This window comes from Citrobacter sp. ANG330, from assembly GCF_047467925.1.
Lineage (GTDB): Bacteria > Pseudomonadota > Gammaproteobacteria > Enterobacterales > Enterobacteriaceae > Citrobacter_A > Citrobacter_A amalonaticus_G.
This window is the reverse complement of the sequence record NZ_JASJUI010000011.1, coordinates 26,773-50,395: the sequence shown is the minus strand read 5'-3', so window position 1 is coordinate 50,395 and position 23,623 is coordinate 26,773. Positions and strand designations below refer to the sequence as shown.

19 protein-coding genes and 1 pseudogene are annotated in these 23,623 nt (G+C 54.4%); 13 read left to right on the top strand and 7 right to left on the bottom strand.

From position 1 onward, the window contains the following. Nucleotides 1-70: 70 nt before the first annotated feature. Both QNN88_RS19555 and QNN88_RS19550 read left to right on the top strand, forming a co-directional pair. Nucleotides 71-826: pseudogene (locus tag QNN88_RS19555) on the top strand (RHS repeat-associated core domain-containing protein); the annotation flags it as partial. A 473-nt stretch (nucleotides 827-1,299) separates the two neighbouring features. Further along, nucleotides 1,300-2,277 carry a tetratricopeptide repeat protein gene (locus QNN88_RS19550; RefSeq protein WP_414241674.1) on the top strand — a complete coding sequence of 326 codons (978 nt, stop codon included), beginning with the start codon at nucleotides 1,300-1,302 and terminating at the stop codon, nucleotides 2,275-2,277. Between the two features lie 70 nt (nucleotides 2,278-2,347). Here the strand turns inward: QNN88_RS19550 and QNN88_RS19545 are convergent, their stop codons facing one another. After that, on the bottom strand, nucleotides 2,348-2,956 hold the full coding sequence (locus QNN88_RS19545; protein WP_414241673.1) for a YiiX family permuted papain-like enzyme: 609 nt from the start codon (nucleotides 2,954-2,956) through the stop codon (nucleotides 2,348-2,350). A gap of 59 nt (nucleotides 2,957-3,015) precedes the next feature. Then, nucleotides 3,016-3,333 carry a met regulon transcriptional regulator MetJ gene (gene metJ / locus QNN88_RS19540; RefSeq protein ID WP_042325599.1) on the bottom strand — a complete coding sequence of 106 codons (318 nt, stop codon included), beginning with the start codon at nucleotides 3,331-3,333 and terminating at the stop codon, nucleotides 3,016-3,018. Between the two features lie 276 nt (nucleotides 3,334-3,609). Here metJ and metB point away from each other — a divergent pair, with 276 nt between their 5' ends. Together metB and metL are read left to right on the top strand one after the other, a co-directional pair. Next, nucleotides 3,610-4,770: a cystathionine gamma-synthase gene (gene metB, locus QNN88_RS19535; protein WP_044265209.1), complete on the top strand. Its 1,161-nt coding sequence runs from the start codon at nucleotides 3,610-3,612 to the stop codon at nucleotides 4,768-4,770. 2 nt (nucleotides 4,771-4,772) lie between these two features. Continuing rightward, the gene (gene metL, locus QNN88_RS19530; RefSeq protein WP_414241672.1) at nucleotides 4,773-7,205 is read left to right on the top strand and encodes a bifunctional aspartate kinase/homoserine dehydrogenase II; all 2,433 of its coding nucleotides are present in this window, start codon (nucleotides 4,773-4,775) and stop codon (nucleotides 7,203-7,205) included. An 89-nt stretch (nucleotides 7,206-7,294) separates the two neighbouring features. Here metL and QNN88_RS19525 read toward each other — a convergent pair whose 3' ends face one another. Continuing rightward, nucleotides 7,295-7,666: a carboxymuconolactone decarboxylase family protein gene (locus tag QNN88_RS19525; protein WP_414241671.1), complete on the bottom strand. Its 372-nt coding sequence runs from the start codon at nucleotides 7,664-7,666 to the stop codon at nucleotides 7,295-7,297. Between the two features lie 89 nt (nucleotides 7,667-7,755). On the opposite strand from QNN88_RS19525, the gene QNN88_RS19520 reads away from it, so the two are divergent. From QNN88_RS19520 to QNN88_RS19505, 4 genes are all read left to right on the top strand, one after another. Continuing rightward, nucleotides 7,756-8,658, top strand: coding sequence for a LysR family transcriptional regulator (locus QNN88_RS19520; RefSeq protein ID WP_414241670.1), 903 nt, complete (start codon nucleotides 7,756-7,758; stop codon nucleotides 8,656-8,658). Nucleotides 8,659-8,810: 152 nt separating this feature from the next. Beyond that, nucleotides 8,811-9,701: a methylenetetrahydrofolate reductase gene (metF, locus tag QNN88_RS19515; protein ID WP_042998936.1), complete on the top strand. Its 891-nt coding sequence runs from the start codon at nucleotides 8,811-8,813 to the stop codon at nucleotides 9,699-9,701. A gap of 166 nt (nucleotides 9,702-9,867) precedes the next feature. After that, the gene (gene katG, locus QNN88_RS19510; protein WP_414241669.1) at nucleotides 9,868-12,048 is read left to right on the top strand and encodes a catalase/peroxidase HPI; all 2,181 of its coding nucleotides are present in this window, start codon (nucleotides 9,868-9,870) and stop codon (nucleotides 12,046-12,048) included. Nucleotides 12,049-12,156: 108 nt separating this feature from the next. Further along, nucleotides 12,157-13,062, top strand: coding sequence for a DMT family transporter (locus QNN88_RS19505; protein ID WP_414241668.1), 906 nt, complete (start codon nucleotides 12,157-12,159; stop codon nucleotides 13,060-13,062). 44 nt (nucleotides 13,063-13,106) lie between these two features. On the opposite strand, the gene gldA is transcribed toward QNN88_RS19505, so the two are convergent. From gldA to ptsP, 3 genes are read right to left on the bottom strand one after another with little or no spacing between them, the layout of a single operon-like run. Then, nucleotides 13,107-14,210: a bifunctional L-1,2-propanediol dehydrogenase/glycerol dehydrogenase gene (gldA, locus tag QNN88_RS19500; RefSeq protein WP_061069494.1), complete on the bottom strand. Its 1,104-nt coding sequence runs from the start codon at nucleotides 14,208-14,210 to the stop codon at nucleotides 13,107-13,109. Between the two features lie 12 nt (nucleotides 14,211-14,222). Continuing rightward, nucleotides 14,223-14,885 (bottom strand): fructose-6-phosphate aldolase, encoded by a 663-nt coding sequence (gene fsa, locus QNN88_RS19495; RefSeq protein ID WP_414241667.1) that lies wholly within the window; start codon nucleotides 14,883-14,885, stop codon nucleotides 14,223-14,225. An 11-nt stretch (nucleotides 14,886-14,896) separates the two neighbouring features. Beyond that, nucleotides 14,897-17,398, bottom strand: coding sequence for a phosphoenolpyruvate--protein phosphotransferase (ptsP, locus tag QNN88_RS19490; protein ID WP_414241666.1), 2,502 nt, complete (start codon nucleotides 17,396-17,398; stop codon nucleotides 14,897-14,899). Between the two features lie 308 nt (nucleotides 17,399-17,706). Here ptsP and QNN88_RS19485 point away from each other — a divergent pair, with 308 nt between their 5' ends. From QNN88_RS19485 to QNN88_RS19465, 5 genes are all read left to right on the top strand, one after another. Next, nucleotides 17,707-18,786: a PTS fructose transporter subunit EIIC gene (locus QNN88_RS19485; RefSeq protein ID WP_414241665.1), complete on the top strand. Its 1,080-nt coding sequence runs from the start codon at nucleotides 17,707-17,709 to the stop codon at nucleotides 18,784-18,786. Nucleotides 18,787-18,801: 15 nt separating this feature from the next. Continuing rightward, the gene (locus tag QNN88_RS19480) at nucleotides 18,802-19,122 is read left to right on the top strand and encodes a PTS fructose-like transporter subunit IIB (RefSeq protein WP_414241664.1); all 321 of its coding nucleotides are present in this window, start codon (nucleotides 18,802-18,804) and stop codon (nucleotides 19,120-19,122) included. A 102-nt stretch (nucleotides 19,123-19,224) separates the two neighbouring features. Continuing rightward, the gene (locus tag QNN88_RS19475) at nucleotides 19,225-21,522 is read left to right on the top strand and encodes a formate C-acetyltransferase (RefSeq protein WP_414241663.1); all 2,298 of its coding nucleotides are present in this window, start codon (nucleotides 19,225-19,227) and stop codon (nucleotides 21,520-21,522) included. Beyond that, nucleotides 21,488-22,366, top strand: a complete 879-nt coding sequence (locus QNN88_RS19470) for a [formate-C-acetyltransferase]-activating enzyme (protein WP_414241662.1) — start codon at nucleotides 21,488-21,490, stop codon at nucleotides 22,364-22,366. Before QNN88_RS19475 ends, QNN88_RS19470 begins: the two co-directional genes overlap by 35 nt. A 1-nt stretch (nucleotide 22,367) precedes the next feature. Continuing rightward, a complete protein-coding gene (locus tag QNN88_RS19465) occupies nucleotides 22,368-22,724 on the top strand; it encodes a PTS fructose-like transporter subunit IIB (RefSeq protein ID WP_414241661.1) in 357 nt (118 codons plus the stop codon). Here QNN88_RS19465 and QNN88_RS19460 read toward each other — a convergent pair. Then, nucleotides 22,711-23,562, bottom strand: a complete 852-nt coding sequence (locus QNN88_RS19460; protein ID WP_414241660.1) for a helix-turn-helix transcriptional regulator — start codon at nucleotides 23,560-23,562, stop codon at nucleotides 22,711-22,713. The two genes, QNN88_RS19465 and QNN88_RS19460, sit on opposite strands and share 14 nt — an antisense overlap. Between the last annotated feature and the right edge of the window lie 61 nt (nucleotides 23,563-23,623).

Here is a 23,623-nt window from a genome sequence, read left to right as displayed (position 1 = left end):
CAGTGGATAAACAAGCATTGACAAATGTTATTTCAACAATTTTGACCAAGTGTGAAGAAAAAACTTGCATCAGCTGGAGCCAGATTACACGCCGGAACGTAAAATCCACCTGTACCACTGCGACCACCGGGGCCTGCCGCTGGCGCTGATTGACATTAAAGGACAGATTGCCTGGCGCGCAGAGTTTGATGAATGGGGGAATATGCTGCGGGAAGATAACCCGCATAACCTGGAACAGCTTATCCGTCTGCCGGGGCAGCAGTGGGATAAAGAGACAGGACTGTACTATAACCGCCACCGGTACTACGACCCTGCACAGGGAAGGTATATCACACAGGATCCGATAGGGTTGATGGGGGGATGGAATCTATATAGCTATGTATTTAATAATCCAATAAAGCTTATTGACCCCATGGGACTGGATATTTGGTTAGAGGGCGCGGCATCAGGTGAACCAGATCTCCATCAAAGTATAAATGTTGGTGATCCAAATGGTGTTTATGATTCATATAGTTATGGGATGAGTGACTTCCCGCACGGTGAGGTTTATAAAGATATATCACATGGAGGGGTAATAGTTGATTATAAAAAAGCAAATACTACGCAAGATAAAATATTTAAAGAGATGATGGATAAGAAAATTGGTGAGCGAAGCTACTATGGTTATGATGATATTTGTCGTAGCTGGAGCCAACGTCAGTTCAAATCTGCTCCTGGTACATCTGCTACTCCACCAGAAAGAAAAGGGGCTGTTACTACAATGGGTGTAGGGGCATCCTCATCAAGGGGAAGCAGTACGACAACAAACAGTGGAACATCACAGTGAAAATTTTATTTTTTTGTATAGGATTGATTTTGTCCATAATTGCTTTAATAGTGATTAACGTAACTGCTATTAATAATAGTATTTATCATAAATTATTCGTTACCGCAATAATATGTGTTGCAATATCAATTGTTATATTTCTGTTGTTATATCCAGACGGAGGATGGGAGCGTTATTGCTCATTTGCATTGTTAATTAGTGACGCATATGTCATCTATAACATAATTGGGCGTTGTTTTTATAGTAATTAGAATAATGAATATAACCTGTCCGGTTTACGAGGGCTTATCATGCTATCACACTGCACTGGCTGCATGAAGCAAAATAAGAATAAAGCGGACCGCGTGACGCTGGCGCTGACTGACATTAACGGACGGGTTTAGTAGCGCGCAGAATTTGATGATTGAGGGAATGATACAAATGAAGCAATGGCAGAATATAATGTGTCGTATTAGGCAGGTGAAGGTCAGTAGATGAAAAAATATGGCGTGAGTATTGTTGTTTTTGGAGTACTGGTATGTGTTGTTATTATGTTACTAACGTTAGTATCTAAACAATTTAACGAGAATAAGAAAAATTGGAGGATTAATAATTTAATAGCAATGGCAGAAAAAGGTAACAAAGAAGCTCAAGATGACCTTGGATTTTCTTACGGCCAAGGTTTAGGCGTCGATAAAAACTATGAGCAAGCTATTTATTGGTATGAAAAGGCAGCGGCACAAGGTTCTATACCAGCTTTGTATAATATAGGTCTTTTTTATGAAAAAGGTTTCGGTGTAACCAAAGATTTACTTCAGGCCAGGCGTTTTTATACTAAAGCTGCTATGCAGGGTAGTGCCGATGCACAGGTAAATCTGGGTTTCCTGTATATGAGTGGGCAGGGTGGAGGGGTAGATTATGTAAAGGCAAGAAGATTTTTTCTTATGGCAGCGGATAAAAAAAACACGGTTGCTTTATATAATTTAGGACATCTTTATCATTATGGCTTAGGTGTTGAACAGGATGATGTAAAAGCAGCAGAGTGGTACCGTAAAGCGGTGGATTTAGGCTCGATGAGTGCGAAAAATTCACTCGCATTATTTTATTCCCAAGGGCTGGGGAATCTTCCTGTCGATAAATTTAAGGCATTGGAATTGTTAAAAAGTTCTGCGTGTCAGGGGTATGCAGTTGCTCAAAATAATTTAGGACTGCTATATGAAAATGGAGCTGATGAGGTTGAAATGAATACTCAACAATCTTATGCATGGTTCTCAGTATCATATTATAATGGCATTAAAAAAGCTAATGACTCTCGAAGATTGATAGCAAGTAGAATGAAAAAAGATGAAATTGAACAAGCGGAAATTCTGGCGATTGAGTATATAAGAAAATACCCTTCCCCAGTCAACGGATTGGATACAAATAAATCTGAAACTCAATGCCCATTGTCAATGAAAATGGGTAACGACTGACCAGTTCAACACACTGGCATGCAACGGATAATAGGATACTGGAGTGAGTTGTTACTCTGATAATATCCTTTTACCAGGAAAAAAGAGACCACTCTCTGGCAACGGTTTCCAATTGTGGAGCATCAAAAACCGCCTGTGGGGAGATGACCGTCTCATTCAGTGGAATATTTTTCCCGTAGCGCTCTTTGAGTTTAATTTGCACTGCAGGTTGATAGAGATCGAACTCTTTTAGCTTTTGCAGTTTGCCGATGCGCATGCCTAACGCTTTTTGATAGACCTTCCACACCACTTCCGAGCAGTACTGGCGCTCATCACTCCATGAAAAAGCCAGATCGTAAGGTTTGCCGAGATAACGTTTTGCTATCTGCGCCAGCTTTTGCTGCTGCTGTGATGAAAGCCCCCCGTTGACTCGCCTGACGATATACTTGCCGTCCTCGCCGTGCGAAATCCAGTTCTGTAACGGGGTATAGACCACTGGGCCAACTGCTTCAAAGACATATGGTTTGCTGTTACGTATGACTACCATGCCGGTATGGCTGTAGTTCGAGTGAGTTGCCAGTTGGATAGCTTTACTTTGGGATGAGCGAGAAACCTGAAAGATAATGTCGCCAGTTTGCGGTTCCCAGGCAAAAACGGGAGTCGCAACCAGAAGACTGAAAATAAGTAAACCGCGATTCATGGCATAACATCCTTGTTACACAATTAAGAAGAGCAGCACTCGTGCCGCTCTTCTCTGCATCAATATTCCCACGTCTCCGGGTCGATCCCCAATTCACGCATAATTTCTTTCGCCGCTTCCGGGATTTCGTCGCTGCGCTCTTTACGCAGATCGGCATCGTTTGGCAGAGGTTGCCCGGTAAAGGCATGCAGAAACGCTTCACACAGCAGCTCGCTGTTGGTGGCGTGACGCAGGTTGTTCACCTGACGACGTGTGCGTTCATCGGTGAGGATTTTTAACACCTTCAGAGGAATGGAAACCGTAATTTTCTTTACTTGCTCACTCTTCTTACCGTGCTCAGCGTATGGGCTGATATATTCGCCGCTCCATTCAGCCATGAGATACCTTAATCCTCTTCGTCATTAATATGGGGCAAGGCCATACTATTAGTGTGGCTACTCGCCGTAATCCGCATAGTTTACCGTACAGGCGATACCGTGACACGGATTAAGCACCTGTAGTTGTGCGCTAATGCAGATAATTTTAACGGCTATTTCCGGTTTGCTCAATCTATACGCAAAGAAGTTTAGATGTCCAGATGTATTGACGTCTATTGTGAACCTGTTTACTCTGAAGCCTGACTTTTCATCGACTCAGCTCAGGAACACCCTAACATGACGCGTAAACAGGCCACCATCGCAGTGCGTAGCGGGTTAAATGACGACGAGCAGTACGGTTGCGTCGTTCCGCCGATCCACCTTTCCAGCACCTATAATTTTACCGGTTTTAATGAGCCTCGCGCTCATGACTACTCCCGTCGCGGCAACCCCACGCGCGATGTGGTCCAGCGTGCGCTGGCCGAACTGGAAGGCGGTGCGGGTGCGGTGCTGACCAATACCGGCATGTCGGCGATCCATCTGGTGACAACCGTGTTCCTGAAGCCTGGCGATCTGTTGGTTGCGCCACATGACTGCTACGGCGGCAGCTACCGCCTGTTTGACAGTCTGGCTAAACGCGGGTGCTATCGCGTGCGCTTTGTCGATCAGGGTGATGAGCAGGCATTGCAGGCTGCGCTGGCCGAAAAACCTAAACTGGTGCTGGTGGAAAGCCCGAGTAATCCGCTGTTACGCGTGGTGGATATTGCGAAAATCTGTCAACTGGCGCGTGAAGCCGGAGCCGTCAGCGTTGTCGATAACACTTTTTTAAGCCCGGCGCTGCAAAATCCGCTGGCATTGGGCGCCGATCTGGTGTTGCATTCATGCACGAAATATCTGAATGGTCACTCTGACGTCGTGGCGGGCGTGGTGATAGCCAAAGATCCGGAAATCGTCACCGAACTGGCATGGTGGGCGAATAATATCGGTGTGACCGGCAGCGCGTTTGACAGCTACCTGCTGCTGCGCGGGCTGCGTACGCTGTCGCCGCGCATGGAAGTGGCGCAGCGTAATGCACAGGCAATCGTCGATTACCTGCAAACCCAGCCGCTGGTGAAAAAGCTGTATCACCCGTCGCTGCCGGAAAATCAGGGGCATGACATTGCCGCGCGTCAGCAGAAAGGCTTTGGCGCAATGTTGAGTTTTGAACTGGATGGCGATGAGCAGACGCTGCGTCGTTTCCTGAGTGGGCTGTCGTTGTTTACGCTGGCGGAATCTTTAGGGGGAGTGGAAAGCTTAATCTCTCACGCCGCAACGATGACGCATGCCGGCATGGCGCCAGAAGCGCGTGCCGCCGCCGGGATCTCCGAGACGCTGCTGCGTATCTCCACGGGTATTGAAGATGGCGAAGATTTAATTGCCGACCTGGAAAATGGCTTCCGGGCTGCAAACAAGGGGTAAACATGAGTGTGATTGCGCAGGCAGGGGCGAAGGGTCGTCAACTGCACAAATTTGGTGGTAGTAGTCTGGCTGACGTGAAGTGTTATCTGCGCGTCGCGGGCATCATGGCGGAATATTCACAGCCTGACGACATGATGGTGGTTTCCGCCGCGGGTAGTACGACCAACCAACTGATCAGTTGGCTGAAATTAAGTCAGACCGATCGCCTCTCTGCGCATCAGGTGCAACAGACCCTGCGTCGTTATCAGTGTGAACTGATTAGTGGCCTGCTTCCCGCCGACGTGGCGGAGGCATTAATCAGCCTGTTTATCAGCGATCTGGAGCGTCTGGCCAATCTGCTGGACAGCGGGGTGAATGACGCCGTTTATGCGGAAGTCGTGGGCCACGGTGAAGTGTGGTCAGCGCGTCTGATGTCGGCTGTGCTCAACCAGCAGGGCATGGAGTCGGCCTGGCTGGATGCGCGTGAATTTTTACGTGCCGAGCGTGCCGCGCAGCCGCAGGTGGATGAAGGGCTTTCCTACCCGTTATTGCAGCAACTGCTGATCCAGCATCCCCAAAAACGTCTGGTCGTAACCGGTTTTATCAGCCGTAGTAATGCGGGTGAAACGGTACTGCTGGGCCGTAATGGTTCTGACTACTCCGCCACGCAGATTGGCGCGCTGGCGGGCGTTTCCCGTGTCACCATCTGGAGCGATGTGGCCGGGGTGTACAGCGCTGACCCGCGTAAAGTCAAAGATGCCTGTCTGCTGCCGCTGCTGCGCCTGGATGAAGCCAGCGAGCTGGCGCGTCTGGCGGCACCGGTTCTGCACGCCCGTACGCTGCAGCCGGTTTCCGGCAGCGATATCGATCTCCAGTTGCGCTGTAGTTATACGCCGGATCAAGGCTCCACGCGCATTGAGCGTGTATTGGCTTCCGGAACCGGCGCGCGTATCGTGACCAGCCATGACGACGTTTGCCTGATTGAGTTTCAGGTTCCTGCCAGCCAGGACTTTAAACAGGCGCATAAAGATATCGACCAGGTCCTCAAGCGTGCGCAGGTGCGTCCGTTGGCGGTTGGCGTCCATACCGATCGTCACCTGCTGCAGTTCTGCTACACCTCGGAAGTGGCCGACAGCGCCCTGCGAATCCTCGATGAAGCGGGTCTGCCGGGTGAACTGCGATTGCGTCAGGGGCTGGCGCTGGTGGCGATGGTAGGAGCGGGTGTCACGCGTAACCCACTGCACTGCCACCGTTTCTGGCAGCAGTTGAAAGGACAGCCGGTGGAATTTACCTGGCAGTCGGAAGAGGGGATTAGCCTGGTCGCCGTTCTGCGTACCGGCCCGACGGAGAGTCTGATTCAGGGCCTGCACCAGTCTATTTTCCGGGCAGAGAAACGCATCGGCCTCGTACTCTTCGGCAAAGGCAATATTGGTTCCCGCTGGCTTGAACTGTTTGCCCGCGAACAGAGCACGCTCTCAGCGCGTACCGGATTTGAATTTGTGCTGGCCGGGGTCGTGGATAGCCGCCGCAGCCTGCTGAACTACGAAGGGCTGGATGCCAGCCGGGCGCTGGCGTTCTTCAATGATGAAGCCATTGAACAAGATGAAGAGTCGCTGTTTCTGTGGATGCGCGCGCATCCGTATGACGATCTGGTGGTTCTGGATGTGACGGCAAGCGAACAGCTCGCCGATCAATATCTCGACTTCGCCAGCCACGGTTTCCACGTGATAAGTGCGAACAAACTGGCCGGCGCGAGCACCAGCAATAAGTATCGTCAGATCCATGACGCGTTTGATAAGACCGGGCGTCACTGGCTGTATAACGCGACCGTCGGCGCAGGGTTGCCGATCAACCATACCGTGCGCGATCTGATCGACAGCGGCGACACCATTTTGTCGATCAGCGGGATCTTCTCCGGCACGCTGTCCTGGCTGTTCCTGCAGTTTGATGGTTCCGTGCCGTTCACCGATCTGGTGGATCAGGCCTGGCAACAAGGGCTGACCGAGCCGGATCCGCGCGTTGACCTGTCGGGTAAAGATGTGATGCGCAAGCTGGTGATTCTGGCGCGTGAAGCAGGCTACGACATCGAGCCGGATCAGGTTCGCGTTGAGTCTCTGGTTCCCGCGCACTGTGAAGAAGGCTCAATCGACCACTTCTTTGAGAATGGCGATGAGCTGAACGATCAGATGGTGCAGCGTCTGGAAGCGGCCCGCGAAATGGGGCTGGTGCTGCGCTATGTGGCGCGTTTCGACGCCAACGGCAAAGCGCGTGTCGGCGTGGAAGCGGTTCGCCCGGAGCATCCGCTGGCAGCGCTGCTGCCGTGCGATAACGTCTTCGCCATCGAAAGCCGCTGGTATCGCGATAACCCGTTAGTGATCCGCGGGCCCGGTGCCGGGCGTGACGTCACCGCCGGCGCGATCCAGTCGGATATCAACCGTCTGGCGCAACTGCTGTAGTTTTTTGCCGGATGGCGCTGCGCTTATCCGGCCTACGGTTCGGGCGTAATCAAGGCCGGATAAGATGCCTCAGCATCCTGTCCGGTACGTTACCGACCGGCAAAGACCTCTTTTGCGGCGAATAGCCCGTTCAGCGCCGCCGGGAAACCGGCATACACCGCCATCTGCATCATGACCTCGATAATCTCCTCCTGCGATAACCCGACGTGCAGCGCGGCGGCAATGTGTACCTTCAGTTGCGGCGTGGCGTTACCCAGCGCGGTCAGGGCGGCGACGGTGGCGATTTCCCGGCTGCGTAAATCCAGCCCGGGCCGGGAATAAATGTCGCCAAAAGGGAACTCAATCAGATAGCGGGCAAAGTCCGGAGCAATGTCCTTCAGGCTTTCGACGACGGCGTCGCCGCCTTTGCCATCAACCTGCTGTAGCATGTCCTGTCCGGTAATAAAGCGTTCTGAATGCATGAAATCTTCCTCGTCTGTGCAATGTATGACGTGAGGATAGGGTGGGCGGAATGATTTGGATAATACCGTTTCCGTGATACCTTTTCGGTATGACAACACCGCCTCTGCACTCTCTGGATATTCGGCTGCTGCGCTACTTTGCCGTGGTGGCCGAAGAGAACAACATGAGCCGGGCGGCCCTGCGACTGTTTATGTCGCAACCGCCGCTCAGCCGTCATATACGCCAGCTTGAAGAACGTCTGGGGGTGACGCTGTTTGTCCGTCATACCAAAGGTCTGACGCTGACGAATGAAGGGCTGCGCGTGCTGGAAATCGTGCGTCCGCTGCTGGAACAGCAGGATAAAACTTATGCAGCCCTGAGTCAGCTTGCGCTAAACGGTGCGCAGTCGCTGCGCCTGGGGCTGACGACGGCGTTTGAGCAGGGCGTTTTTGCCGCGCTGGAGACGCAACTGAATACCCGTATTGAAACTCTGCGTCTTGTACGCCAAAGCTCGCCCGACCTGGTTCGCCTGGTGCGTCGCGGAAAACTGGATGCGGCTGTGGTGGCATTGCCGCTGGAGACCGCCGGACTTGCCGTCACGCCGCTCGACTGGCACGAGCCGCTCATTGCCGCGTTACCCGCTATCTGGCCAGAGGCGGGTGGAGCCTCCCTCTCCCTGGGAGAGCTTAACCACCGGCCGCTGTTCTGGTTCAGCCGGGAACGAAATCCGGCCTTCTTTGACGCTACGCGGGCGCGCTTTCAGCGCGTGGGTTACGCCCCCACCTGTCTTGAAGAACCACTCGAGCATGACGTTCTGCTGGCGCGAATTGCGCATGGCGATGGCCTGAGCTTGCTTCCGGCTTCCTTTGCCGTCATTCTGCGTGAGGGTGTGTTTTTTTGCCCCTTGAGCGACGGTGAACTCAGCGTCCAGGCAGGGCTGGTGATGCTGCCGGAGAACGCGTTGCGCTTAGAATGGCTGAAAAGCGTCATGCCCTCTGCAGGGCTAACGTGAATTTTTTTCATCTTCACTGACATTTCCTCACCATTAACGCTGATTTTTCAGTTGACGCCATCACGCTTTTCCGTCATTTTTACATCTGGACGTCTAAACGGATAGATGTTCACAACACAACATATAATGACAAGCGATTGATGAGGTAAGGTATGAGCTTTTTTCACGCCAACCAGCGGGAAGCCCTGAATCAGAGTCTGGCGGAAGTCCAGGGTCAGATTAACGTTTCGTTCGAGTTTTTCCCGCCGCGCACCAGTGAAATGGAGCAAACCCTGTGGAATTCCATCGATCGCCTGAGCAGTCTGAAGCCGAAGTTTGTTTCGGTAACTTACGGGGCCAACTCTGGCGAACGCGACCGCACGCACAGCATCATCAAAGGGATTAAAGATCGCACCGGTCTGGAAGCCGCACCGCACCTGACCTGTATTGATGCGACCCGCGATGAACTGCGCACCATCGCGCAGGACTACTGGAACAACGGAATCCGTCACATTGTCGCGCTGCGCGGCGATCTGCCGGCAGGCAGCGGTAAGCCGGATATGTATGCAGCCGACCTGGTGAGCCTGCTGAAAGAGGTGGCCGACTTTGATATCTCTGTCGCCGCTTACCCGGAAGTGCATCCGGAAGCGAAAAGCGCGCAGGCGGATCTGCTTAACCTGAAGCGTAAAGTGGATGCCGGGGCGAACCGCGCCATTACCCAATTTTTCTTTGACGTCGAAAGCTACCTGCGTTTTCGTGACCGCTGCGTCTCTGCGGGTATCGACGTGGAAATCATTCCTGGTATTCTTCCGGTCTCAAACTTTAAGCAGGCGAAGAAGTTTGCCGATATGACCAATGTGCGCATTCCGGCGTGGATGTCACAAATGTTTAACGGCCTCGATGATGATGCGGAAACCCGTAAGCTGGTGGGGGCAAATATCGCCATGGATATGGTGAAAATTTTAAGTCGGGAAGGGGTAAAAGATTTTCATTTTTATACACTTAACCGTGCGGAAATGAGTTACGCGATTTGCCACACGCTGGGTGTCAGACCCGGTATCTAAACTGCCTCGGCCCTCCCCGGAGGGCTTTTTTACACCTCATTTTGATCTACATCTCTGTAACTAAAAATATAAAAGGTATCGGCTATCGAATCTGTGGATTATTTCGACTATATCTTATCCCTGTAGGTGTATATCGTAATGTCAACACTGTAAAGGGAGCATATAGATGAGCACGCCAGACGATATCCATAACCCGACGTCCGCCGGAAAATGTCCTTTTCACCAGGGCGGCCATGACCAGAGCGCTGGAGCAGGAACAACCAGCCGTGACTGGTGGCCTAACCAGCTCCGCGTCGACCTTTTAAATCAACATTCCAATCGCTCAAACCCGCTGGGTGAAGATTTCGACTACCGCAAAGAATTCAGCAAATTAGATTATTCCGCCCTGAAAGGCGATCTCAGAGCGCTTCTCACCGAATCTCAACCGTGGTGGCCTGCTGACTGGGGAACCTATGCCGGTCTGTTTATTCGTATGGCCTGGCACGGGGCAGGTACCTATCGTTCCGTTGACGGACGCGGCGGTGCAGGTCGCGGACAACAGCGTTTTGCTCCACTGAACTCCTGGCCGGATAACGTGAGCCTGGACAAGGCGCGTCGCCTGCTGTGGCCAATCAAGCAAAAATACGGGCAAAAAATTTCCTGGGCCGACCTGTTTATTCTGGCGGGTAACGTCGCGCTGGAAAATTCCGGCTTCCGTACCTTTGGTTTCGGTGCGGGTCGTGAGGACGTCTGGGAACCCGATCTGGATGTAAACTGGGGTGATGAGAAAACGTGGCTTGCCCACCGTGACCCGGAAGAACTGGCTAAACGTCCTTTAGCCGCCACCGAAATGGGGCTGATCTATGTTAACCCGGAAGGCCCTAACGCCAGCGGTGAACCGCTTTCTGCGGCCTCAGCGATTCGTGCAACCTTTGGCAACATGGGGATGAACGATGAAGAAACCGTTGCGTTGATTGCAGGCGGTCACACGTTGGGTAAAACCCACGGCGCAGGCCCGGCAACGCACGTCGGCCCGGACCCGGAAGTGGCGCCGATCGAAAACCAGGGTTTAGGCTGGAAAAGTGATTTTGGCAGCGGCGTGGGCGCGGATGCGATTACATCCGGACTGGAAGTGGTCTGGACGCAAACCCCAACCCAGTGGAGTAACTACTTCTTCGAGAACCTGTTCAAATATGAGTGGGTACAGACGCGCAGCCCGGCGGGTGCCATCCAGTTTGAAGCGGTTGATGCACCGGAAATCATTCCTGATCCGTTCGAACCGTCGAAAAAACGCAAGCCGACGATGCTGGTCACCGACCTGACGCTGCGTTTTGATCCGGAATTCGAAAAAATTTCCCGTCGTTTCCTGAACGATCCGCAGGCGTTTAACGAAGCCTTTGCTCGTGCGTGGTTCAAACTGACCCACCGTGATATGGGGCCGAAAGCGCGTTACATTGGACCGGAAGTGCCAAAAGAAGATCTGATTTGGCAGGATCCGCTGCCGCAACCCACCTTCAATCCAACAGAAGAAGATATCCTGAGCCTGAAGTCTGCCATTGCTGATTCCGGTCTCTCTGTCGGTGAACTGGTGTCCGTTGCGTGGGCGTCTGCGTCGACCTTCCGCGGGGGGGATAAACGTGGCGGGGCGAACGGTGCGCGTCTGGCATTGGCGCCGCAGCGCGGCTGGGATGTCAATGCGATCGCTACGCGTGCGCTGCCGGTTCTGGAGAAAATCCAGCGTGACTCGGGTAAAGCGTCGCTGGCCGATATCATTGTTCTTGCCGGTGTCGTGGGGGTTGAGAAAGCCGCCAGTGCCGCAGGTGTCAGCATTCATGTACCGTTTACGCCAGGTCGTGTGGATGCGCGTCAGGATCAGACAGATATTGAAATGTTTGAACTCCTCAAACCGATCGCCGATGGGTTCCGTAACTATCGCGGTGAACCTGGCGTGGCGACAACAGAGTCTCTGCTGATCGATAAAGCGCAGCAGTTGACCCTGACCGCACCAGAAATGACCGTGCTGGTGGGGGGGCTGCGCGTTCTCGGCGCGAACTACGACGGCAGTAAACACGGTGTCTTTACCGATCGTCCGGGTGTACTCAGCAATGACTTCTTCGTCAACCTACTGGATATGCGCAACGAATGGAAACCGGTTGATGAGTCAAACGAACAGTTTGAAGGTCGCGATCGTCAGACAGGTGAAGTGAAATACACCGCTTCCCGTGCCGATCTGGTCTTTGGCTCTCATGCGGTGCTGCGTGCTCTGGCGGAAGTGTATGCCGGCAGCGATGCGCACGTGAAGTTCGTGAAGGACTTTGTCGCGGCATGGGTGAAAGTGATGAACCTGGACCGTTTCGACCTGCAGTAAGCTCAATTCTGACGTAATCTGACCCCACTTCAGCGACTGCTTGCAGTCGCTGAAGTGTATTTGTAGGGGTATAGTGTCCGCAGGAAACGTCAATCTACTGGATCTAACATGTCTGTCTCAGGAAAGGGCAATCCACTGGCAATCGGTGGTCTTATCTTGCTTACCCTTATCTGGAGCTATAGCTGGATTTTTATGAAGCAGGTCACGAGCTATATCGGCGCGTTCGACTTCACTGCATTACGCTGTATCTTCGGAGCCTTAATTTTATTCCTCGTCCTCCTTTTGCGCGGCCGTGGCCTGCGCCCGACGCCGTTTCGGTTTACGCTGGCGATTGCGCTGTTGCAGACCTGCGGGATGATTGGCTTTGGCCAGTGGGCGCTGGTCAGCGGCGGGGCGGGGAAAGTCGCGATTCTGACCTACACCATGCCGTTCTGGGTCGTCATTCTGGCGGCGCTCTTTTTGGGCGAGCGGTTGCGACGCCTGCAATATGCGGCGATCGCCATTGCTGCAATGGGGCTATTGCTGGTGCTGCAACCGTGGCAACTGAATTTATCAACATTGAAGAGCGCCCTGTTGGCGATCCTCTCCGGGGTGAGTTGGGGAGCAAGCGCCATTGTCGCTAAACGTCTGTATACCCGCCATCCACGCGTCGATTTGCTGTCGTTAACGGCCTGGCAGATGGTGTATGCCGCGCTGGTGATGAGTGCGGTGGCCTGGCTGGTGCCGCAGCGGGAAGTTGACTGGCAGCCGGTGGTCCTCTGGGCGCTGGGATATAGCGCGATTCTGGCGACGGCGCTGGCCTGGAGTTTGTGGCTGTTTGTCCTGAAGAATTTGCCTGCCAGTATCGCCAGCTTAAGCACCCTGGCGGTGCCGGTCTGTAGCGTGTTGTTTTCCTGGTGGCTGCTTGGCGAAAACCCCGGTCCCGTTGAGGGTGGGGGAATTGTGCTGATCGTTATGGCGCTGGCTATTGTCAGCCGGAAAAAGCGTGAGGTGCAGGCGGTCAAACAGGCCTGATGAGATAAGAAACACTCCCGGCGACGCCGGGAGTGTGGAGCGTGTTATTCCCACTCTTGCAGATAGCGCTGGCCGTACTGGTCGGCAACCAACAGTGCTGCATAAACCTGATCCGGCGTTGCGCCGCCAGGCATGTTGTGAATGGTTTCGCCTTCCGCGCAGGAGGCTTCTGCCACAATACGCATCTTCGCCGGGATATCCTGTTTGATATCCAGTTGCGCCAGCGTAATCGGCAGACCGACGGAATGGCACAGTGCGGCGACGGTCTCAATCTCTTCAACCGGCGCGTTTTCCAGAATCAGCTGCGTCAGCGTACCAAAGGCCACTTTTTCACCGTGATAATAGTGGTGCGCATCCGGGATCGCCGTCAGGCCGTTGTGAACCGCGTGCGCGGCAGCCAGACCGCCGCTTTCAAAGCCGACGCCGCTCAGATAGGTGTTGGCCTCAATCACGCGCTCAAGCGCCGGGGTCACGACGTGCTGTTCGGCGGCGAGCATCGCTTTTTCACCCTCTTCGAGCAGCGTGTTGTAGCACAGTTCAGCCAGCGCCAGCGCCGCCTGAGTGCATTTGCCGCCCGCCATAGTGATCGCGCCGCTGCGTGAGCAGGCGCGCGCTTCAAACCAGGTTGCCAGCGCATCACCAATTCCTGCGGCTAACAGACGCGCCGGAGCGCCGGCAACGATTTTGGTGTCGACGATAACCATATGCGGGTTGTGTGGTAGCAGCAGATAACGGTCAAATTCCCCGGCATCGGTGTAGATAACGGAAAGAGCGCTGCAGGGCGCATCGGTTGAGGCGATGGTCGGGGCGATCGCCACAGGCAGGTTCATAAAGTGGGCAAGGGCTTTGGCGGTATCCAGCGTTTTACCGCCGCCGATGCCGAGTACTGCGCCACACTGTGCGTTTTCCGCCACGCTGCGCAAACGATCGATCTCGTTTTGCGAGCATTCACCGCCAAACGGCGCGACTTCCAGCGCCAGTCCCGCGTTTTTAAAGCTTTTTTCCAGTTCGCCCTGAGCGAAACCGAGAACAAATTTGTCGCCGACAACCAGCCAACGTTCAGCCAGCGGCTTGAGGTATTCGCCAAGACGAGTGATGACATCTGCACCCTGGATGTACTTACCAGGTGATTGAATAATGCGATCCATACTTTATTTCCCTCACAGGTTGATGTTACCGAATGCGTTTTTCCAGTCTTGTTCAAACTTCTCAACAGCTGACTCTACCGCAGGGGTATCGAGCATTTGTTGCGCTACATCTAAAGGAAGGGTGATTGCTTCACAGCCCACCAGCAGACAATCCAGCGCCTGGCGCGGGGTTTTAAAACTGGCGGCCAGCACTTTGCTGTCTGGCGCGTGTTGTTCCAGTAGCGTCTGTAATTCCTGAACGGTGCGGATACCGTCTCCGCCCTGGGCATCTACGCGGTTGACGTAAGGCGCGACATATTTTGCTCCCGCCAGCGCGGCAAGCAGTCCCTGAGAGGCGCTGTACACGGCAGTACCCAGGGTGACTATACCCTCTTTTTTCAACTGCCTGATGGCGACCAGTCCTTCAGAGGTCACCGGGATTTTCACCACAATTCCTGGCACGGTATTGTTCAGACGTTTTGCTTCGTTCACCATTCCCTGCGCATCGCGACTCATGGTCTGGGCAAACAGAACGCCGTTTTCGCCAATCACCTTTTGCAGACGTGGCAGAACTTCCCAGATGGATTCTTTGCTTGCCGCGATAATACTCGGGTTGGTCGTCACCCCGGCGATAGGGAAGATGCGGGCCAGACGTTCGACTTCCGCCACATTGGCGCTATCCAGATACAGTTCCATTTTGCTTCCTCTTAAAGTTCAAGCTCATGTTGCAGCAGGCTGGCAATCGCGTCGGCAGACGCGGCATTCACCAGCGCATTGCGAAATTCTTCGTGCATAATGCGACGGGCCAGGCGCGAGAAGATACGCATGTGCTGGTCCCCCGCAGCGTGTTTGTTGAGCGTTAGCATGATGATGAACTGCGCCTCGTCATCTCCCCAGCGAACAGGCGCTTTCAGGCGTGCCACGCTGATGGTGGACTGCTCAATATGTTCAGATTTGCTGTGGGGAATGGCGAAGCTGAAGCCCAGTCCGGTGGAGAACACCGCCTCGCGAGCCCAGAGATCAGCTTCCAGTTTGCGGGGATAGCGGCAACGGCTGGCGAGCAGCAGGTTGTCGGTCATCCCTTTAATCACCTCTTCTTTGCTGCGCCAGTCGCTGTCGAGGGTGATGCACTGGGCGGTGACCAGCGGGGAATCCTGCTGCGTCATGCGGAACTGCGCCAGCAGATGCTCCACTTCCAGCGACGTACGACAGGCCATCGCCTGATTCAGCAATTGTCGGCAGGCGCGACTGTCGAGTTGCGCCATTCGCGCTTTAGCGGCAGGAATAGAGGGGGCGCTCATGCTGATTTCATCCAGCCCCAACCCGACCAGCAATGGCAGAACGGAACCTTTTGCCCCGAGCTCGCCACACAGGCCAATCCATTTCCCCTGACGATGTGCCGCCTGCACCGCGAAATCCAGCGCGCGCAGGAAGGCCGGGTTCAGGCTGTTGTAATGGCGGGTGACTTTGGCGTTATCGCGGTCAACGGCCAGCAGGTATTGCGTCAGGTCATTGCTGCCAATACTAAAGAAATCAATCTCTTCGCAACACTGGTCGATGATGAACATCACTGAAGGGACTTCCAGCATAATGCCGAGTGGGATCTTCTCATCAAACGGGATCTGTTCATTGCGAAGCTGCTGTTTGGCTTCCGCCAGTTTCTCTTTCACCCACAGGATCTCTTCCATTGAAGAGATCATCGGGATCATAATTTTCAGGCTTCCGTGCGCTGATGCGCGCAGGATCGACCGGAGCTGAGTGGTAAACAGCGCGGCATACTCTTCATAGATACGCACGGCGCGATAGCCGAGGAAAGGGTTGGCTTCAGCAGGAATATTCAGGTAATCAACGGGTTTGTCGCCGCCGATATCCATCGTGCGCACAATAATGCTGCGCCCCTGTGCGGATTCCAGCGCCTGGCAAAAAATGTTGTACAGCTCGTTCTCGCCCGGGGCGCTGAGCCGGTCCATATACAGCATTTCGGTGCGGAACAGGCCAACGGCCTCCGCGCCGTTGCCAAATGCCGCCTGCGCTTCCACGGAGTGAGCGATGTTGGCGGCAACTTCCATACGGATGCCATCAGCCGTGCGTGCTTCCTGGGTCAGCCAGACGCGCTGTTGCTCGCGCAGCGCCTTGTGCACACGGGCTTCCTGCTGATAGTAGCGGCTGACAGGTTCGTCAGGCGCGACCACCACCGCTCCTGCATTGCCGTCGATATAAACTTCTTGCTGCAGCCACGGGGTTAAGGCGTCAATTGCGACGCCGACCAGAGTGGGGATGTTGAATGAACGAGCAAGAATCACGGTGTGTGAAGTGGTACCGCCGCTTTTCAACAGCAGCCCTTTGAGGAACGTTTTGTCCAGTTCCAGGAACTGGCTGGGCGTCAACTCATCCGCCATACAAATGGTGGGCTGGGTCAGTTTTCCCGGTGCCGGAAAGCGCTTTTCACCGTAGATGTGTTGCAGTAACTGGAAGCAAACGTCGCGCACGTCCAGCGCGCGTTCCTGCAAATAGCTGCTGCTGGAACGGGCAAACTCATCGCAGAAATGGTTGGCGCTGTCGACAATCGCCTGCGCGCAGCTTAAGCCGCGAGAAACACCTGCCAGCAAATGCTGACGCAAAGAGGTATCACCTGCCAGCGAGCGGTGGGCTTCGAGAATCGCGCTGGTGGCGCCGTCGCTGTCGAGCAAACGAAACGCAATGTTTTTCACCAGCAGCGTTAAGCCGCGATCCAGCGCCGACTGCTCGCTTTCCACATCGCCTGCCACGGGGAGTTCGCCGAGCGCGTTGAGATCAAGCGAAGAGAGAAGGGTCAGAGTGCCCCCCGCGCTGCCGCTGCAAACGCTACGGGCGCGGAAAAGCTGCGGGTTCAGGTGAGTGAGTGAAACCGGTAGTGGTTCTAATTCGCTGTTGCTGGCTTCTGCCAGCGGGGCATCGCAGTGGGGGAACTCGTCGCGCAGCCACAGGCTCAGGCGCTGATGGGCATCGGCTTCATCCGCTCCGGTAATCAGCAACTGGCAGTGGTCGCCAGCCAGCGTATCCGTGCCAATCAACGCCAGCGCGCTCTTGGCGTTGCCCTTACGATCGGTTCGCAGATTGTGCCACTCAATATGTGAAGTAAAGGTGTTACACAGGGTCTCAACATGGCTTGCCGGGCGCGCATGGACGCCATTGGGCAGCTCACAGGTAAATTCCACAATCAGGGCCATTGCCTCTCTCCCATAACGGTTTTCTGCCTACAGCATAAGAGGCCTTGCTTGTTCGCTGCCATGTGACAATTCTGCCAAAAACTGGACAAATGTAATGTAAGGCGAAAAGTGGGAGACAGTTCACAAGTCCTCGCGGTGTCCGTGAGTTCTCTTATCCTTCAACTTATGAAGCGGATCGCATTTTTGTACTGACATTACAAAAATCCAGTAAATGGCCTTTTTATCCACTGTCTGCGACCTTGCGGATTGCCTATTGTTTGCCACAACAACGTTATGGACATGGGCAAACACCTGCCCGGGAGCGACTTATGAATGAGTTGGTACAAATCCTGAAAAATACCCGTCAGCATCTGATGACGGGGGTGTCGCATATGATCCCCTTTGTGGTTGCGGGCGGCATATTACTGGCGGTCTCCGTCATGCTGTATGGCAAAGGCGCAGTGCCTGATGCCGCGACCGATCCGAATCTCAAAAAGCTATTTGATATCGGCGTGGCCGGGCTGACGCTGATGGTGCCTTTCCTCGCGGCGTACATTGGTTATTCCATTGCGGAACGGTCCGCGCTGGCGCCGTGTGCGATTGGTGCCTGGGTAGGTAATAGCTTCGGCGCCGGGTTCTTCGGGGCACTGATTGCCGGGATTATCGGCGGTATTGTCGTGCACTATCTGAAAAAGATTCCGGTCCATAAGGTATTGCGTTCTGTAATGCCCATCTTCGTGATTCCTGTCATCGGGACCTTTATTACGGCGGGCATCATGATGTGGGGACTGGGCGAACCCGTTGGTGCGCTGACCGCCAGTCTGACCCAGTGGCTGCAAGGCATGCAGCAGGGCAGCATCGTGGTGTTGGCAGTGATTATGGGGCTGATGCTGGCCTTTGACATGGGCGGCCCGATCAACAAAGTGGCCTACGCCTTCATGCTGATTTGCGTGGCTCAGGGGGTTTATACCGTGGTGGCCATTGCGGCGGTCGGGATCTGCGTGCCGCCGCTGGGCTTAGGTCTGGCGACGCTGGTGGGGCGTAAAAACTTCTCCTCTGAAGAGCGTGAAGCCGGTAAAGCGGCGCTGGTGATGGGGTGTGTGGGCGTGACCGAAGGGGCGATTCCTTTCGCTGCCGCGGACCCACTGCGCGTCATTCCTTCCATCATGCTGGGTTCGGCCTGTGGCGCGGTCACTGCGGCATTGTTCGGCGCTCAGTGTTACGCGGGATGGGGCGGTCTGATCGTTTTGCCGGTGGTGGAAGGCAAACTGGGTTATGTCGCTGCGGTGGCAGTGGGTGCGGTGGTGACGGCTATCTGTGTGAACGTGCTGAAAAGTCTGGCGCGGAAGAATGTCTCTCAGACCAACGAGAAAGAAGACGATCTGGATTTAGATTTTGAAATTAATTAAGTGAGGAGTGGCGTCATGACGAAAATTATTGCAGTAACAGCATGTCCTTCAGGTGTTGCACATACTTATATGGCCGCTGAAGCGCTGGAAAGCGCAGCCAAAGCGAAAGGCTGGGAAGTGAAAGTTGAGACGCAGGGATCCATTGGTCTGGAGAATGAACTGACACCCGCTGATGTGGCGCAGGCCGATATCGTCATTCTGACCAGGGATATCGGGATAAAATTTGAGGAGCGTTTTGCCGGTAAGACTATCGTACGCGTCAACATCAGCGATGCGGTAAAACGCGCCGACGCGATCATGAATAAGATTGGCGCGCATCTGGCGCAGACAGCGTAACCGTTTTGTTTGCCGGATGGCGGCGCTGCCTTATCCGGCCTACGAATTTGTAGGCCTGATAAGCGTAGCGCCATCAGGCATTCATGCCCACAGGAGTTCCTCATGGCCCATCGCATCCACCGCTTAAAAGCGGCACTCTTTCAGAACAACAGGGAAATTTCGCTCGAGCGTGCTGTGCTGTATACCGCCAGCCATCAGCAGACGGAAGGGGAGCCGGTCATTTTACGTCGGGCTAAAGCGACCGCATATATCCTCGAGCATGTCGAGATTTCGATTCGTGATGAGGAATTGATTGCCGGAAACCGTACCGTTAAACCGCGTGCGGGCATCATGTCGCCGGAGATGGACCCGTACTGGCTGCTCAACGAGTTGGATCAGTTCCCGACCCGTCCCCAGGACCGTTTCGATATCAGCGAAGACGATAAACGCCTCTATCGTGATGTGCTGTTTCCTTACTGGGAAAAACGGTCGATGAAGGATTTCATCAACGGTCAGATGACGGATGAGGTTAAGGCCGCCGTCAGTACCCAGATTTTTAGCATCAACCAGACGGATAAGGGACAGGGGCATATCATTATTGATTATCCACGCTTGTTGAATCACGGGCTGGGTGAACTGGTGATGCAGATGCGCGCTCACTGCGAGCAGGCGCCGGATAACGCCTTTTATCAGGCGGCACTGCTGCTGCTGGAAGCGTCGCAGCGCCACATTCTGCGCTATGCCGTACTGGCGGAAGAGATGGCTGAACGTTGCCCGGATGCCACTCGTCGCCAGGAGTTGCTGACTATCGCCGCCAACTCGCGGCATAACGTGCAGCATAAGCCGCACACCTTCTGGCAGGCGTGCCAGCTGTTCTGGTACATGAACATCATTTTGCAGTACGAGTCCAACGCCAGTTCGCTGTCGCTGGGGCGTTTCGATCAGTACATGCTGCCGTTTTATCAGGCGTCGCTGACGCAGGGGGACGATCCCGCATTCCTGAAAGAACTGCTGGAATCGCTGTGGGTGAAATGTAACGACATCGTGCTTCTGCGTTCGACCAGCAGCGCGCGTTATTTCGCTGGCTTCCCGACTGGCTATACCGCGCTAATTGGCGGCCTGACGGAGAATGGCCGTAGTGCGGTAAACGTGCTTTCATTCCTCTGTCTGGATGCCTATCAGAGCGTGCAGCTACCCCAGCCGAATCTGGGCGTTCGCACCAACGCGCTGATTGATACGCCGTTTCTGATGAAGACCGCCGAGACTATCCGTCTGGGTACCGGTATTCCGCAGATCTTTAATGATGAAGTGGTGATCCCGGCGTTCCTCAACCGGGGCGTCTCGCTGGAAGATGCGCGTGATTATGCGGTGGTGGGGTGCGTGGAGTTGTCAATTCCGGGCAGAACCTACGGCCTGCATGATATCGCCATGTTCAACCTGTTGAAGGTCATGGAAATTAGCCTGTACGAGAATGAAGGTAATCGCGAGCTGACCTGGGACGGTCTGCTGGCGCATATTCGCGCCAAAATCAGTCACACCATCACACTGATGGTTGAAGGCAGCAATATTTGCGATATCGGTCATCGTGACTGGGCGCCGGTGCCGTTGCTCTCCTCGTTTATCAGCGACTGCCTGGAGAAGGGATGTGACATTACTAACGGCGGCGCGCGCTATAATTTCTCTGGGGTACAGGGTATTGGCATCGCCAACCTCAGCGATTCTCTGCATGCGCTGAATGGGCTGGTATTTGAGCAGCAGCGTGTCAGTTTCGATGAGTTGCTTGCGGTGTTAAAGGCCAACTTCGCCACGCCGGAAGGGGAAAAGATCCGCGCCAGGTTGATCAACCGCTTCCAGAAATACGGTAATGACATTGATGAGGTAGATAACATCAGCGCTGAACTGCTGCGTTATTACTGCAAAGAGGTGGAGAAATACCAGAATCCGCGTGGCGGCCAGTTTACGCCAGGCTCTTATACCGTGTCCGCACACGTGCCGTTGGGCGCGGTGGTAGGGGCGACGCCGGACGGGCGTTTTTCCGGAGAACAACTGGCGGATGGCGGTCTTTCGCCGATGCTTGGGCAGGATATGCAGGGACCGACGGCGGTGTTGAAATCGGTCAGTAAACTGGATAACACACTGCTGTCCAACGGAACGTTGCTGAACGTGAAGTTCACGCCCGCCACGCTGGAAGGAGAGGCAGGATTACGCAAGCTGTGCGATTTCTTGCGCGCCTTTACCCAGCTCAAATTGCAGCATATTCAGTTTAACGTGGTGAATGCCGAAACGTTGCGGGAAGCGCAGTTGCGACCTCAGGACTTCGCCGGGCTGGTGGTACGTGTGGCTGGGTATAGCGCCTTCTTTGTTGAGCTGTCGAAGGAGATCCAGGATGACATCATTCGCCGCACCGCGCATCAGTTGTGAGGTTGTGGAGTCGTGCGACAAGGAGGTCGCACGCATCTTCAATATTCAACGGTATTCGCTGAATGACGGCCAGGGGATCCGCACGGTGGTCTTTTTTAAAGGCTGCCCGCACTCCTGCCCGTGGTGCGCCAATCCGGAATCGATCTCGCCACGAATTGAAACGGTGCGACGGGAAAGCAAATGCCTGCACTGTACGCCGTGTCTGCGTGATGCCGACGAGTGTCCTTCCGGGGCGTTTGAGCGGATTGGCCGCGATGTCACTCTGGATGAACTGGAACGCGAGGTGATGAAAGATGACATTTTCTTTCGTACCTCTGGCGGTGGAGTGACGCTGTCGGGCGGAGAAGTGTTGATACAGGCGGCTTTCGCTACGCGGTTCTTACAGCGTCTGCGGCGCTGGGGTGTGCACTGTGCGATTGAAACGGCAGGCGATGCTCCCGCCCGTCGACTGCTGCCGCTGGCGAAAGCGTGTGATGAAGTGCTGTTCGATTTAAAGATCATGGAGCCTGAACGGGCCCGTGAGATTGTGGCGATGAATATGCCGCGCGTGGTGGCTAATTTGCAGATGCTGGTGGCGGAGGGCGTAAACGTGATCCCCCGTTTGCCGCTGATCCCCGGCTACACGCTCACACATGAGAATATGCAGCGCGCGCTGACGTTGTTGTTATCGCTTGGTATAAAGCAATTGCACCTGTTACCGTTTCATCTCTATGGCGAACCGAAATATCGGTTGCTTGGGCAGCAATGGGTGATGAAGGACGTCCCTGCGCCAACGGAGCAGGTTGTCGCCCAGATGCGTGAGATGGCGGAGAACGCGGGCTTTCAGGTCACAACAGGAGGGTAATATGTCCGTTTCAACAGGGCGATTTCTGGTCGCGGTGACGGCCTGCGTAAGCGGTGTGGCTCATACCTACATGGCGGCTGAACGGCTGGAGAAGCTGTGCCAGCAGGAAAAGTGGACCATCAAGATTGAAACGCAGGGGGCGCTCGGTACGGAAAATCACTTAGCCGAAGAGGATATCCGTCGGGCGGATGTCGTGTTGCTGATTACCGATATCGAACTGGCGGGCGCGGAGCGTTTTACTCAATGCCGGTATGTTCAGTCCGGCATTAACGCCTTTCTGCGCGAACCGCAGCGTGTCATGAGCGCGGTGCGTAAGTTGCTTTCCGCTCCGCAATATACCCATCTTATTCTGGACTAACCTGCTTTTCCGTTAGCTGGCTGTGATACTGACGACGATATTCTGACGGCGAGCGTTCGGTGTTTTTACGAAACAGGCGGCAAAAGTAGTTACTGTCCACAAATCCGCAGGTGTGCGCGACCTCTTTCACTTTTAAGTCGTAGCCTTTCAACAAGGTTTTAGCGTGTTCCAGTCGCGTATGGTTCAGGTATTCGTTAAAGCCAACCGCCCCCGTTTTTTGAAACAGATGCGAGAGATAGTTCGGCGAAATATAGAACGCCTGCGCCACCGATTCCCGGGTGAGCGGTGAGGCGTAGCGCTCGTCAATGTAGTCGCGGATAGCCTCAAACAGCGCCTGGCTGCGGGAGGCGGTTTGAATCTGGCTGCCGAGCAGGTCGCGACAGTGGCTGAGCAGACTGGCGACAATCAACCGCGCTGTCTGCTGCTCTTGCGGTTGCATCTGCATTTCATTAAGCGTCTGCAACAGAAAGGAACCGATACGCGGGCCACGGCGCGCCACGTGCTGTTTGACCAGATTCTGGTATGTTTTCCCGTCCCATTGCACCACGCTGAATCCCAGCTGTTGTTTGCCGAACAGAATACTGAGCGTAATGACCGGTACCTGCCACTGTGGGAGATTCCAGCCGCCAGCCGGCACATAGAGCACATCGTATGGGGTGAGCGTGTCGGTGAGGCTGGCGTCGGTCAGTTCACCTTCCAGCACGATTTCCAGGCGGGGAAAATCGACCTGATACGCCAGTTCCGGGACGGGGGTGAGCGTACTGGCAAAGAAAATCTGGCGCAGCGGTGCGGGGCCGTGAATCAGGCGGGATAGAAGATGGCTGACGTCTTGATACATGTTGATCCCTTGCGTTGCGCAGACAGGGAAACAGTAACCGCCAGGGTGAAAAAAGGCCACC

What these genes read in the sequence shown, in the direction of transcription:
- gldA (WP_061069494.1), bottom strand. Translation starts at nt 14,210, where the DNA reads ATGGATCGCATTATTCAATCACCTGGTAAGTACATCCAGGGTGCAGAT.
- metB (WP_044265209.1), top strand. Translation starts at nt 3,610, where the DNA reads ATGACGCGTAAACAGGCCACCATCGCAGTGCGTAGCGGGTTAAATGAC.
- QNN88_RS19520 (WP_414241670.1), top strand. Translation starts at nt 7,756, where the DNA reads ATGACAACACCGCCTCTGCACTCTCTGGATATTCGGCTGCTGCGCTAC.
- QNN88_RS19550 (WP_414241674.1), top strand. Translation starts at nt 1,300, where the DNA reads ATGAAAAAATATGGCGTGAGTATTGTTGTTTTTGGAGTACTGGTATGT.
- QNN88_RS19505 (WP_414241668.1), top strand. Translation starts at nt 12,157, where the DNA reads ATGTCTGTCTCAGGAAAGGGCAATCCACTGGCAATCGGTGGTCTTATC.
- QNN88_RS19525 (WP_414241671.1), bottom strand. Translation starts at nt 7,666, where the DNA reads ATGCATTCAGAACGCTTTATTACCGGACAGGACATGCTACAGCAGGTT.
- katG (WP_414241669.1), top strand. Translation starts at nt 9,868, where the DNA reads ATGAGCACGCCAGACGATATCCATAACCCGACGTCCGCCGGAAAATGT.
- QNN88_RS19460 (WP_414241660.1), bottom strand. Translation starts at nt 23,562, where the DNA reads ATGTATCAAGACGTCAGCCATCTTCTATCCCGCCTGATTCACGGCCCC.
- ptsP (WP_414241666.1), bottom strand. Translation starts at nt 17,398, where the DNA reads ATGGCCCTGATTGTGGAATTTACCTGTGAGCTGCCCAATGGCGTCCAT.
- QNN88_RS19470 (WP_414241662.1), top strand. Translation starts at nt 21,488, where the DNA reads ATGACATCATTCGCCGCACCGCGCATCAGTTGTGAGGTTGTGGAGTCG.
- fsa (WP_414241667.1), bottom strand. Translation starts at nt 14,885, where the DNA reads ATGGAACTGTATCTGGATAGCGCCAATGTGGCGGAAGTCGAACGTCTG.
- metF (WP_042998936.1), top strand. Translation starts at nt 8,811, where the DNA reads ATGAGCTTTTTTCACGCCAACCAGCGGGAAGCCCTGAATCAGAGTCTG.
- QNN88_RS19485 (WP_414241665.1), top strand. Translation starts at nt 17,707, where the DNA reads ATGAATGAGTTGGTACAAATCCTGAAAAATACCCGTCAGCATCTGATG.
- metJ (WP_042325599.1), bottom strand. Translation starts at nt 3,333, where the DNA reads ATGGCTGAATGGAGCGGCGAATATATCAGCCCATACGCTGAGCACGGT.
- metL (WP_414241672.1), top strand. Translation starts at nt 4,773, where the DNA reads ATGAGTGTGATTGCGCAGGCAGGGGCGAAGGGTCGTCAACTGCACAAA.
- QNN88_RS19480 (WP_414241664.1), top strand. Translation starts at nt 18,802, where the DNA reads ATGACGAAAATTATTGCAGTAACAGCATGTCCTTCAGGTGTTGCACAT.
- QNN88_RS19465 (WP_414241661.1), top strand. Translation starts at nt 22,368, where the DNA reads ATGTCCGTTTCAACAGGGCGATTTCTGGTCGCGGTGACGGCCTGCGTA.
- QNN88_RS19545 (WP_414241673.1), bottom strand. Translation starts at nt 2,956, where the DNA reads ATGAATCGCGGTTTACTTATTTTCAGTCTTCTGGTTGCGACTCCCGTT.
- QNN88_RS19475 (WP_414241663.1), top strand. Translation starts at nt 19,225, where the DNA reads ATGGCCCATCGCATCCACCGCTTAAAAGCGGCACTCTTTCAGAACAAC.